10 protein-coding genes and 1 tRNA gene are annotated in these 11,925 nt (G+C 53.1%); 10 read left to right on the top strand and 1 reads right to left on the bottom strand.

Translation table 11 applies throughout. From position 1 onward, the window contains the following. The first annotated feature begins 97 nt into the window (after nucleotides 1–97). From WCK51_10575 to WCK51_10535, 9 genes are all read left to right on the top strand, one after another. Nucleotides 98–1,009 carry an ABC transporter ATP-binding protein gene (locus WCK51_10575; protein ID MEI7577328.1) on the top strand — a complete coding sequence of 304 codons (912 nt, stop codon included), beginning with the start codon at nucleotides 98–100 and terminating at the stop codon, nucleotides 1,007–1,009. Next, the gene (locus tag WCK51_10570) at nucleotides 1,006–1,779 is read left to right on the top strand and encodes an ABC transporter permease subunit (protein ID MEI7577327.1); all 774 of its coding nucleotides are present in this window, start codon (nucleotides 1,006–1,008) and stop codon (nucleotides 1,777–1,779) included. The genes WCK51_10575 and WCK51_10570 overlap by 4 nt, the downstream gene beginning before the upstream one ends. A gap of 3 nt (nucleotides 1,780–1,782) precedes the next feature. Continuing rightward, on the top strand, nucleotides 1,783–2,757 hold the full coding sequence (locus tag WCK51_10565) for a tetratricopeptide repeat protein (protein ID MEI7577326.1): 975 nt from the start codon (nucleotides 1,783–1,785) through the stop codon (nucleotides 2,755–2,757). Nucleotides 2,758–2,805: 48 nt separating this feature from the next. Beyond that, on the top strand, nucleotides 2,806–5,115 hold the full coding sequence (locus WCK51_10560; GenBank protein MEI7577325.1) for a CocE/NonD family hydrolase: 2,310 nt from the start codon (nucleotides 2,806–2,808) through the stop codon (nucleotides 5,113–5,115). A gap of 10 nt (nucleotides 5,116–5,125) precedes the next feature. Then, on the top strand, nucleotides 5,126–6,427 hold the full coding sequence (locus tag WCK51_10555; protein MEI7577324.1) for an ATP-binding protein: 1,302 nt from the start codon (nucleotides 5,126–5,128) through the stop codon (nucleotides 6,425–6,427). A 121-nt stretch (nucleotides 6,428–6,548) separates the two neighbouring features. Next, the gene (locus WCK51_10550) at nucleotides 6,549–7,511 is read left to right on the top strand and encodes an LCP family protein (GenBank protein ID MEI7577323.1); all 963 of its coding nucleotides are present in this window, start codon (nucleotides 6,549–6,551) and stop codon (nucleotides 7,509–7,511) included. Next, complete coding sequence (locus tag WCK51_10545; GenBank protein MEI7577322.1) at nucleotides 7,508–8,329, top strand: hypothetical protein; 822 nt, start codon at nucleotides 7,508–7,510, stop codon at nucleotides 8,327–8,329. Before WCK51_10550 ends, WCK51_10545 begins: the two co-directional genes overlap by 4 nt. A 47-nt stretch (nucleotides 8,330–8,376) precedes the next feature. Continuing rightward, nucleotides 8,377–8,453, top strand: a tRNA-Met gene (locus WCK51_10540). A 72-nt stretch (nucleotides 8,454–8,525) separates the two neighbouring features. Beyond that, nucleotides 8,526–9,503 (top strand): hypothetical protein, encoded by a 978-nt coding sequence (locus WCK51_10535; protein MEI7577321.1) that lies wholly within the window; start codon nucleotides 8,526–8,528, stop codon nucleotides 9,501–9,503. On the opposite strand, the gene WCK51_10530 is transcribed toward WCK51_10535, so the two are convergent. Then, nucleotides 9,483–10,712: a glycosyltransferase family 1 protein gene (locus tag WCK51_10530; protein ID MEI7577320.1), complete on the bottom strand. Its 1,230-nt coding sequence runs from the start codon at nucleotides 10,710–10,712 to the stop codon at nucleotides 9,483–9,485. The genes WCK51_10535 and WCK51_10530 overlap by 21 nt on opposite strands. Nucleotides 10,713–10,733: 21 nt before the next feature. On the opposite strand from WCK51_10530, the gene WCK51_10525 reads away from it, so the two are divergent. Beyond that, the gene (locus WCK51_10525; protein MEI7577319.1) at nucleotides 10,734–11,924 is read left to right on the top strand and encodes a glycosyltransferase family 4 protein; all 1,191 of its coding nucleotides are present in this window, start codon (nucleotides 10,734–10,736) and stop codon (nucleotides 11,922–11,924) included. Nucleotide 11,925 lies beyond the last annotated feature (1 nt).

Here is an 11,925-nt window from a genome sequence, read left to right as displayed (position 1 = left end):
GGATATAGCAAAACAGTTCCATTGAGACGACTTTCAGCAAAAACGCTGCATGAAAACCTGTCGAAAAAAGCTGACAAGCCGAGATAGGAATTGAGCTATGAGTTTTGCGATCGAGGTGAACGACCTTTACGTTCAATATAAGACGAAAAAAGGTGAGAAGCTGGACGCCGTCCAGGGTCTGACTTTTGAAGTCAAACAAGGCGAGATTGTCGGTTTCTTGGGGCCGAATGGTGCTGGCAAGTCCTCCACACTCAAATCCTTAATGGGATTTGTTGAAGCCAAATCCGGTCAAGCGAGAGTATTCGGCGAAACCGCTGGCACTCCAGCAGCCCGAAAAAGAATCGGCTACCTTCCCGAAGTTGCAATGTACTATCCGTTCCTGACTCCGATGGAAACGCTGACGATGTACGGCGAGCTCCAGGGAATGAAGGGCAAACTCCTGAGAAACGAAATCGAAGACTTACTCGAGGTCGTCGGCATCGCACAAGCCAAGAACAAACTGAATCGAAGCATGAGTAAAGGGATGCTGCAGCGAGTCGGTATCGCACAGTCTCTCCTCGGCAACCCCGAATTGCTTGTACTCGATGAAGTCACCAGTGGCCTCGACCCGGTCGGCAGAAAAGAGCTGCGAAATCTTCTGAAGAGCCGACAAGAGCAGGGAACGACCCTCTTCTTTAGCAGTCATGAACTCGCCGAAGTCGACATGCTCTGCGACCGAATCCTGCTGATCCACAAAGGCAAGTTTGTCGAAGAGCGTGATATGAGCGAACTCAAGGCGACACTACGCAATTTCTATGTCACCTATCGAGGTGATGTGTCCATGCTTGGGCTAACGGAAGCTTGGAACGAAAACACCGACGGCAGCAAAACCGCTCGTTTTGAAGCCAAAGACTGCCTGGTTCAAGCAATCACTCGATTGCAAGACAAGGGCGGCCAGATTCTCGACGTCGTGAGCCAAGAAGGCTCCCTGGAAGACTATTTCATCGATACCGTGGAGGCAGCAGCATGAACTTTTCCGCCTATCGCGCTCTGGCGCGCTGTGTTGTTTTGGAGTCGCTTCGGCGAAAAGATCTTTGGGTAGTCGCCATCCTTGGCTTTGTGATCCTGCTCGCGAGTAGCACCCTTGGGTTCTTCGGATTTAGTGGCCTTGAGATCTTTGCAAAGGACATGGCGGTCACCGTACTCGGAATGTTCTCAACGATCATCGCCGTCCTTACCTCGTCGCGACTGATCCCGGATGAGATCAAAAACCGAACGCTTTATCCGCTCCTCGCCAGACCAATTTCTCGACTCGACCTATTGGTTGGAAAACTGATTGGTGCAGTGATCGTAACTTGGATTTCGTTCCTGCTGCTTGCCGCCCTCACTGCCCTTGCGCTGATGATCTTTCATGTTAAGTTTGAGTTGATCATGGTTCAGTACCTGGTTGCTAAGATGCTCGGCTTGGTTGTTGTCTGCTCCTTTGCCATGATGCTTAGCACGTATATGACGCCGAGCGCCGCAGCAACGATGTCGTTCATCTTCGCTTTCGGCTCGCCAATGATCGCACGGGGGCTGGTGATGGCTTCCGCCGAGAATCCAGCTGTCAAGCCGGTTTGTGCGGTGATCAATAGCCTTCTTCCGCAGACCGGTCTGTTCGACCTTGGCGGGCGAGCCGTTTACATTGGTTGGACAATGGTCCCTCTCTGGGTCATGGGATTCCTGTTCGCCTATGGTTTTGCCTACTCCGGCGCAACGCTTGCTCTAAGCTGGGCCAAGTTCCGAAGGCAGGCGGTTTAACTCGTGAAAGTCGCCTCTGTAGTTGTTGGATGCTCCGTGCTTGTCGCCGCTCTTGTAGGAGCCAACACGAGCTCGATCAAGGAGAGCGTCAACCCTGCGATCAAGCCAGTTGGGCTCGAAGCCCAGGATTCTCACGCTGCGGCGTCCTTGCTCGGTCAATTCCGTACCAGTGCATCGTCTTGGCTGTTTCTCCACGCAGATTTGTATCTCCATAACGGAGTTGAAATGCGACCGCTCACGGATGCGGAAATCAAAAACGGTCGCAAGGGAGTTGGCGGCGACTCAAAAGAGGAAAAGATTCATGACGACTCAAAGATCGTCACGGTCATCCCCTCAGAGAAGATCGACTTCCGAGGCATCTTTGGCGACATTGAACGAGCAACCACAAGCTACAAGGACATGACTGGCCACAGTCATAACACTCCCAAGGACTCGCTCCCTCTGTTTCGGTTGATGACTTTCTTGGATCCGCAGTTCGTCTCTGGCTGGACGACCGGGGCAAACATTATGCTGTGGGAAAAGGACCGAGAGGGATTCCGAAAGGCGCTGGTTTATCTTAACGAAGGACTCCAGCACAACCCGAAGAGTATCGATATACTCTCTCAGATCGCCTTCTGCCATCTCAAAGAGTTTGAAGGTAAGCGAGACTTCGCCCAAGCACTCCCGTTCTTGCAAAGGGCAAGCGTCATCGCCCACGAGAACTGGGGCCATTTGTCGGAAGATGAAATCGAGGCTAGTCAGACGAACTACCGTCGGCTTGCTGTGACTCTTCGAGAACTGGGCAAGAAAGATGAGGAGCGGAGAATCGTGCTTGAGGGACTAGAGCATTTTCCCGGCGACACTCCGCTCGCCTTTATGTTGAGGCGTTTGAACGGCGAAGTTATTCCGGAAGACGAATTGAGCCGGCCGATGATCTTCAAGCCAAAAGAGCTCCAAGAGGACGAGAAGCAAAAACGAGTTCCAATCCGATTTATTTAGATCATCATCGAAACTTGAATTGGGCAGATCGCGTAACATTGAGGCAAGATGTCGCCTCTTCTCTTCGCACTTTCAGTTCAAGTTTCGACCAAGGAGTTCATTTTCCGATACGACGGAAAAGAGTCGGGTTCAAGCGTTTACAGAGAGTTCGGCAATGGCAAAGCTGAGTCGCTCACTGAGATTGACTTGGCCGGCTATCATGTGTCGTCGAAGCTCTCCATCCAAAGCTCGGATGACAAAGTCACCCAGTTTGAGTTTGATGAGAAGATGCTTGCCGGAACGAAAGAGGTGCAGGTTTCGTCGATCCGGTTCGAGGATGGCAAAGCAACATTCACGACCAAGAGAGGTGGCACCCCGACGGTCGCGCCGATCGAACCAACCCTACCCATTTTTGCCAATTTCCACCCTGGACTATTGAAGAAACTGGATTTGTCCGGCATCTCAAAGCTAACCCTGAAGAAGATGTTTATGCTCGAAAGCCTAAGCAAAGCAGGTTTCACCTTTGATTCCCCGCTTTCCCGCCAAATCACCCGTGACGGGAAATCGATGGAGGCAAGCGTATATCCGATGAAGGTAGTCACCGTTCAAGGTTCTGCAGCATTCGATAAAAGTGGCGAGTTTCTTGGGTGGAACATTCCTTCGCAAAAGATTGGCTTCGAACTGAAAGGAACAGGTGGGCTGTTCGTTGATCCGATCGCGAAGTACCCAGAACTGAGCCAGGCATCGATGGAAACGACGACAGCCGAAGTCGACATCCCGATGCGCGACGGAGTTACGACAAAGGCGACTGTCTACCGGCCGAAGGCCGAGGGTCGTTATCCGGTAATTCTCACTCGCACCCCTTACGGTCGCAAGCAGTCGCCAACCGCAAACTTCTTTGCGAGCCGTGGCTATGTGTTCGTCTCCCAAGACGTCCGAGGAACGGGCGACTCCAAAGGTGTGTTCCTGCCGATGGAGTCAGAGCGAGCGGATGGGTATGACACCATCGACTGGATTGACAACCAAGTTTGGTGCAACGGTCGAGTCGGAATGATTGGTGCATCTTATGGTGGGTTCGTCCAATGGGCCGCCGCAGTAGAAAATCACCCATCGCTCAAATGCATGGTTCCGCAAGTATCGCCTCCGGGGAGCGCCATGTGGAACTTGCCTTACGACGCAGGAACCCTGCTTCTGATGAGCGATCTGTGGTGGATGCGAATCGTTGACAATCCAAACGGCAACGGCGCTCTAGGAGCCATGGACACGATGAAGAACCTGCGGGCCTTGAACATCTTGCCGCTCAATAAAATTGACGACAAACTGCTGGGCTTCAACAGCAAGATTTACGACCGCTGGCTGACAAAGGAAGGCTCCAAGAGCTGGCCGACTGTCGACTTCGAGAACTTGATCGGGAAAGTCGAGATTCCGGTCTTGCATATTAGTGGCTGGTTCGATGGGGACGAGATTGGCACACAGCGTAACTGGATGTTCGGTAGGTCGGCCGGGAAAAAGAATCAGTGGCTCATCTATGGACCCTGGAATCACTTCTTCAACACGACCTCGTCACTCCAAGACGTTAACTTTGGTGATCACGCGATCCTGGAACTCGACTCGCTCTACCTCCGCTGGTTCGACACCTGGCTCAAGGAGAAGCAAGTTGGAATCGAAAAAGTGCCCAAGGCGAAGTTCTTCGTCACCGGCAAGAACCAGTGGATCGAAACCAGCGATTGGCCAATGTCGGGCAGTACCACCCAATCTCTCCAATTTGACTTTGCGTCTGGGAAGATGGTCAGCAAGGTTTCCAAACCTTCGAGTAAGACGTACATCTATGATCCCTCGACAACGAAGTTCGAGATCGATACGCTTGATATCGGATCGCAAGCGGGCTCGATGTTTGCATCGAAAAAGACTCTGGCTTTGGCTCCGATCTACCTCGAGTCAGAGCCGATGAAAGAAGACACTACTATCACCGGTCCGATGTCCGTCGAGTTCGATTTCAAGAGCGACGCGAAGGACACCGACTTCTTTGCCGAGGTCTGGGATATGGACGCCAACAATAAGGCATACCCGGCTTTCCGAGGAGGAAAACTTCGAGCGGCGTATGTCAACGGCATGGATCAGCCGAGAGCTCTATTGGCAGGGAAGACATATCGCGCAAAGTTAATGATGTGGGACGCAGCTCATCTAGTCAAAAAGGGACACCGATTGGCATTTAGGCTGAAGAGCGAGAATTTTCCAGCTGCGGCAAGGAATCTAGGTGGCATGGAGCCCCTTGCCACTGCGATAAAGATTTTCAAGCAGAGGAATACCTTGATGAGCTCACCTTCGAGTCCGGCTGTGTTCAAGTTCCAAATTCTTCCAGCTGGGGCTGTCAAGTAAACTAGACGGAATGGATGTCAATGGTCGGCTGATACGAGCGGTACAGTCGGCGACGCATAAGCTGTCCTCTCACGGCGAGTTCGATACACTTCTGCGGGACGTCTTGAAAATCTGCGTCGAAGCGGTAGGGGCACAAGGCGGAACGATTTACCTCCATGATCCGGCGACGAACCGCCTCGTTTTCCAACACGTGCTTCCCGCCGAAGTAGAGCCTCTGCTGCCGATGAAGGATATCGCCGACGACTTCGGCATGGCCGGGGCAGCTTTTCAGAGCCAGAAAACGCTTCTCAAAGAGATTCCGGAGAAGCCTGAGAGCGAGCTCAATCCGTTTGAGAGGGCGACCGGAATTGTCGTTCGAAGCATGGTCGCGACGCCTCTCATGATGGAGGACGAGCAACCAATTGGAGTCGTTCAACTCCTCAACAAACAGGACGAGGCGTTCAACGATACGGATGGCGCGGTGCTTGATACAATTGCTTCCGTCGCAACAATGGCGTATCTCAACTTTCGACTTCAAGAAGAGTCGACGCGAGCATCGACTTTGCTGGGAATGGGCAAGGTGTCTCATGACATCGGAAACCTGGCTGCTTCGCTCTACGCTTCGCTGAGCTTTGGCGAAATGGCAATTGGCGAGCTGAAGCGTACGCTCGAACCAGCTAGCGTTCCCGAAGAGGCGCAAGAAAATTTGGAATCACTGGATCCTCTTGTCGGGGATCTTCGGCAATCCGTTGATCGAATCGTCGGCTACTCTCGGCTCATCAGCGACATGTCGGCCGGTCGGTCGCTACGACCAAACTTTCAGGTCAGCAGCATGGCGCGAACCATCGAAAACGGTGCCTCCTACCTGGAATCCGAAGCCAGGTCGAAGCATGTTAAGATGATTTACGACATTGAGAACAACGCCCCCGAGTCCGCATACGACGACCTTTACGTTTTTCGGATCGTCCAAAACCTGGTCGGGAATTCGATCAAGGCGGTTTTCGAAACGATCGAAGAGGAAACTCTGGCGGCTGCGGAAGAAGAAGAGTTTTTGGGCTCAGTGACGGTTCGATACACGTTCAAGGAGACCGAGCACTGGTTCGAAGTCGTGGATTCAGGTCCAGGTATGCCGCCCGAAGTGGCACGAAGAATCCTGAGCGGAAATGCGCGTAGCCAGTGGTCAAAGGCGGGCGGTAGTGGCTGGGGGACCAAAATCGTCTTGGAACTAGCAAATAGCCATGACGGTAAAGTAGAAATAGAAAGCGAACCGGGGCACGGAAGCACCTTTAGAGTTCGTTTTCCTCACTGCCCAGTTGCGGCGGAAGGGAACTAGGGAAGGGCATTAGTCGTTGAAACCGATCATCGAACCAAGTGAAACAAACAACGCACGAGTACCCGTGCGCCAACGGGCTTCTTTGCGCAAGCGCAAACCGATCTGGGGCAACATCCTTTGGGTGCTATGGATAGCACTTTTCCTTTTCGGTGGGACAGTTGCCGGCTGGCTTGGCCGAAGTAAGGTCATGGTCGACAGTATCCAAGGCTTGACTGCGGACCCCAAAGAAACGTTCCGGCAAGACGCCGTAAATCTTCTCCTCCTCGGATGCGATGAAGATCTGGCTCCAGGCGGCCAACAAGTCCTAAAGTCTGCCGGTCGCGCCGACATGATCCTACTGGCGAGACTTGACTTCAAGAACCAAACGATTACGGGCATATCTGTTCCTCGCGATACTCGGGTCCGCCTTAAAGGAGGTCCAGATCACAAGGTAAACGCGTATCACAACCTTGCCAAACGGGAGAAGGCGAACGAGTTTCAGCAGAAAGCCGTTGAAACTCTCACTGGCGTCAAAGTAGACCGCACGGTTCAAATCGACTACACCGCGTTCCAAGAACTGATCGATTCAGTTGGCGGAGTCGAGGTAATGATCAAGTACCGAATGGACTATGTGGATAAGGCCGGTGGGCTCTTCGTTGATTTTAGGCCCGGCAGAAAACTCCTAGACGGTTACGATGCCATGTGCTACGTTCGCTACCGAAAGACCACCCCAAAGAGCGCGCTGTATCCTAAAGGCGGAGAGGGTGATCCGAAAGCCGAAGGCGATTTTGTGCGCACAGAGCGTCAGCGCCAACTGCTACTGGCGTTCCAAGGTGCAGTCCTGAAACACATCACGGCACTCCCCGAGATTGTTGAGAAGGGTGTCGCAGTTCTCGGCGGCGCTTTGACAACCAAGGAAATTGCTGCTTTGGCAACCTTCCAGAAAAAGGTTGGTCAGAAGAACGTGAAGATGCTTCGGATGCCGACCAAACCAGGACGGGGAACGTTCGAAGAGATTGACCGGCCAGCGGCGACCAAGATGTTCAAGCAGTATGGATTCATTCCTGCTGGAGCCGTGAGTAAAGAGGAGGATGCAAACCAATGAGCGAGAATTCGGCCTACGACATTGACGCGCCAGAGGGAGCAAAATCTCCCGGTGCGCAGTATATGACCCGCAAGGATGTCAAGTGGATTCTTCTGGCAACTGCAGGGGTACTCCTAGGCATGGTTCCAGTCTACATTTCGATGCGAGACAAGGCCTATGCGACGACTTGTAAAAAGAATCTGAGCAAAATCGGCGAGGCCCTCCAACTTTATGCAGATCAGCACGACGATCGATTCCCGCCCGTTTATGAAGTAGGACAGAACGGCGAACCCGCAATCGGTCCAGCCGGATATCCTTACACCTGGGTCAGCGATATTCAACCGTTGATGAGCATTCGGGCCACGTTCGTCTGCCCGAGTGCAGATCCCTCCGAATACGCATATTCGGCCAGTCCGACTGGCGGAGATCCAATACCATCGACTTACGGCATGTACGCCGCGTACTCCAGCAGTCCAACTAAAGAAGTCGAGAACGCGGACAATATTGTTTTGGTTGCGGAAACGGCCAACGCCGGAGCATCTGAGACATTCAACCCAAAACCGTTCTCCGGCAAGCAGGATGGATTCCTGATCGGCTGGAACAACAGCAACGAGGCACCGGACGAGTCGACGATTGCGATGACACGGCTAGCCTTTAAGAAGACTGCCAAAGAGAACTTCACCCAGGCAGATGGCCGCCACGGGTTCCTGGTCCACGCAATCTCGGTCAACCGAGGTCTGCTCCTCCTCAAATCTGAAGACGCCCAAACCGAGTATGACCGCACGAAGTACAGCCTAGCAGGCAAGTGGCGCGAGCCTTTGTTGAACAAAGGTCGCTAACCTGCTTGACTTTGAGCCTTAACGCTGTCATAATCATAGACTGTCACCGCGGGGTGGAGCAGTCTGGTAGCTCGTCGGGCTCATAACCCGGAGGTCATAGGTTCAAATCCTGTCCCCGCACCCAAGTCTCGAATTCAGTATGAATTCGAGACTTTTTTTTGTTTCTCGATACCGCCCCGAGTTAAACTCAGCGACTGTGGCCGCAATTCAAAAATTCAAAGAGCGATTCCGACTCATCGTAGAGGCGGCAGTCAAAAACGCGCTGGTAAGCCATGGGTTTCCTGTCCAGGGCGAGCAGCATAAGTGGAAGTCGGTTGAGGAGCTGGTCCGGTTTGAATCAGCCAAGGTTTTGGCTCGGATCAACCGAGGACAGGAATTCGATCGGCCCTACGCGGCTGGTTTCAAAGGTTTTTCACAATTCAACGAGGATGGAATTCTTGATTACCTCGTTCGGGTCGTAGGATGCCCTAACAAAACATTTGTCGAAATCGGGGTTGAGGATTATCGCGAATCGAACACGCGCTTTCTGCTCGAGCATCTCGCCTGGAGCGGAAGAACCGTCGACGCGGGCGATGCGGCAGCAAAATGGTTGCGCAGTTCCAAGCTCGAGTTCTTTCACGACATTGCCCATATTAAGAGTTTTGTGACGAAGGGTAACGCGGACGCGATGGTGAATGCTTCGTTTGCCGAAGTCGACGTGCTGAGTATTGATGTCGACGGCATGGACTACTACCTCTGGCAGGCAATCGTATCTCAGCAACCAAGAATCGTTGTCATTGAGTTTAATCCGTTGTTCGGCAAGGAGCACAAAGTAGTCGTTCCTTACCGAGACGACTTTGAGCGGAAGGAGCACCACTTTTCTAGCACATGCTATGGAGCTTCGCTCTCTGCGTTGGTTGCACTCGGCGAGAGCAAAGGATATTGCCTGGTCGAGACTTCGGATGGGCCGAATGCGTTCTTTGTCAGAAAAGACTGCTTGGGTGATCTCAAGCGGCGGACCCCGCAAGAGTGCTGGCGGAATTGGAACATCAAGGAAGCGCTCTCGCCGAACGGAGTGAATGAGTTCCTCTCGACTGTTCAGGCAAGAATAAGCAACATGGCGGACGGCAAGATCATCGACCTTGAAGCCGGGAAGGAAACGACCGTTTGCGAACTATTTCCGAGCAACGGATAAATATACGTCGGCAAGTTCGCGAGTGACTTTTTCAGCATCAAACCAACATGCCCTCTGACGCCCGAGTTGTCGTGCCAAGTCGCGATCATAGTTGCTCAGGATGCTCGACATCGCGTGAGCGATTTGATCCACGGAATATGGATCAACGAGGAGTCCGACTCCCTCGGCAATTTCGGCTTGCGCAGAAACGTTGCTGGTGATCACGGGAATTCCTGCCCTCAGTGCCTGAGCGACCGGGAGCCCAAAGCCTTCCATCTTAGAGGGGCTGACAAGGGCTTCGGCATTTTGGAATAGGTTGATCAGCTCTCGCTCAGGGATGAAACCTGTCATGAAGAATCGCTTGTGAATTCCAAGCTCTTGGGCGTAGGCCATAAGGCTTGGCATGTAGAGCTGATCGTGAGGCGATATAAACACAAGGTCGTGGCTATCCGGCATTCTGGAAAACGCCTCCATCACCCGTCGAGGATTCTTGTGAGGGTCTGGGACACTGCAGAAGAGGAAGTAGGGCCGACTTCTTAGGGACGGTTCGGGTGGGTGGTCGTAAACCTTCGAGACAGCAGGATAGACGACATTGATCTTGTCTTCGGCCAAACCAAACACTCTGCTCGCGTCTGACTTGGAAGCCTCGGAGATTGCCACAATCCGATCTGCGCTTTCCAAGTTTTTAGCTTGAAGAAAGTAGTAGTCCTGGAGGAACCAGGGATAGGAATCTAGGACGTCCTCACGGAGTTCGACCACGATGGCATCGAGGAAGGTCATCACGACAGGGCACGGGTACGAGTAGATGGGATAGCTGCCTACGTCCAGGGCTGATGGAATGTGCAGCACGTCAAGCTTGACTTTAGCCAACTGCCTTTCCATCTCCCGTTTCTGGCTCTTCACAGAGTTGTTAAAGCGCATTTCATGAAACCGCTTTTGAGACCGAATTTTTGGTAAGCGCAGCCACAAAGGCTTTTTGCCATCGCTCCATGTTGGCGCCTTAACCGGAGCGGTTGTAACCAACCCGTTGATCTCAGCCGGAATCGGGACTCCCTCTGCATGAAACAGGACGATCTCGACCAGCTTTCCAGTTTGCTGTTGCAAATACGGTCGACCGTATTCGAGTAGTCCAAGAACTAACTCAGTCGTGTACCTGCCAATGCCCCGCTGGCCGCTTCCTCCTCCGCTCTGGGCACCGCGAAAGTCGATACCAACTCGGAACGTTTCCACGAGGTAATGTTGGCACAGAAAATGAAAATCGCGGTGTGGTCAAACTTGCCCACGGGGGGCGCAAGGCGAGCGCTGCATGACCACCTGACCGGGTTGGTTGGCAAAGGCCATGAGGTGGAGCATTGGCGGCCACCAGTTCCAAATCCAGATTGGATGAGGATGCCGTGCAAAGAGCATGAAGTACCCGCGGGCATCATCGGCGATGAGAACTCCTACTTAAAGAGGGTCATCAAGCACATCGTCCGGCCCACCTTGGCGATACAAACGATGGAACGTCACTCCCAGATTTGCGCTGGGCAGATGGAGGGGTTTGATGTCCTTTTTGCCAATACCTGTTGCCAGTACCACTCGCCGTTCATCGGTCGCTATTTCAAGGGTCCAAAGCTGTTGTACTTACAAGAGCCCAATCGATTTCTCTATGAGGCGCTGCCTCGGCTTGCTTGGCTTGGACCCGAAGCCGGAGTATCTTGGCGAAGACGGCTGAGAGGAGTTTTTGACATGGTTGCGCTACGGAGGCAGGCAGCGGCTGAGTTGGAGAATGCGAAATCATTCGACCGAATTCTGGTGAACAGCTACTTCTCGGCGGAATCAGTCTCAAAGGTTTACGGATTGAATTCCCAAGTTTGCTACCTTGGCATCGACCTGGACAAGTTCACGCCGAGTCCGAATTCTCGCGAGTCGTTTGTGTTGGGGGTAGGAGCGATTGCGACACCGAAGCGGCTTGAACTCGCGATTCGCGCCATTGGGGCAATGCCTGCCTCACGCCCAAAGCTCATCTGGGTTGGGAACTATACCGACGAAACCTACAAGGCCTCGCTCGATGTTCTTGCTCACGAGCAAGGAGTCGAACTGGAATGGAGATTCTTGATCTCTGACTTGGAGCTAGTAGGCCTGATGCAGCGGGCGGTTTGCGTCTTGTATGTTCCTCGTTTGGAGCCCTTTGGCTATGTCCCACTGGAAGCCGCTGCATGCGGAGCCTCGGTCGTAACCGTACGCGAAGGTGGCCTGCGGGAGACGATGACCGAGATTGGATACCTCGCGGACCCAACACCGGAGTCTATAGCCCAGCAGATTTGCCGGGTTCTCGCTGATCCGGCGGAGGCAAAGCAGAAAGCCCTGGCAAAGATCCCAGGAATCCACGCACAATGGGGGCTTGCGGCGGCGACTGATCGACTTGAGGCGCATCTTTTGGAGATTACTAGACGTCCGTAAA

The sequence above is a fragment of the Armatimonadota bacterium genome, from assembly GCA_037138755.1.
Classification (GTDB): domain Bacteria; phylum Armatimonadota; class Fimbriimonadia; order Fimbriimonadales; family Fimbriimonadaceae; genus Fimbriimonas.
This window is presented reverse-complemented; position numbering and strand designations above follow the sequence as displayed.

Coding starts and splice junctions, on each gene's coding strand:
- WCK51_10570 (MEI7577327.1), top strand. CDS start 1,006: ATGAACTTTTCCGCCTATCGCGCTCTGGCGCGCTGTGTTGTTTTGGAG.
- WCK51_10575 (MEI7577328.1), top strand. CDS start 98: ATGAGTTTTGCGATCGAGGTGAACGACCTTTACGTTCAATATAAGACG.
- WCK51_10555 (MEI7577324.1), top strand. CDS start 5,126: ATGGATGTCAATGGTCGGCTGATACGAGCGGTACAGTCGGCGACGCAT.
- WCK51_10545 (MEI7577322.1), top strand. CDS start 7,508: ATGAGCGAGAATTCGGCCTACGACATTGACGCGCCAGAGGGAGCAAAA.
- WCK51_10525 (MEI7577319.1), top strand. CDS start 10,734: ATGAAAATCGCGGTGTGGTCAAACTTGCCCACGGGGGGCGCAAGGCGA.
- WCK51_10560 (MEI7577325.1), top strand. CDS start 2,806: ATGTCGCCTCTTCTCTTCGCACTTTCAGTTCAAGTTTCGACCAAGGAG.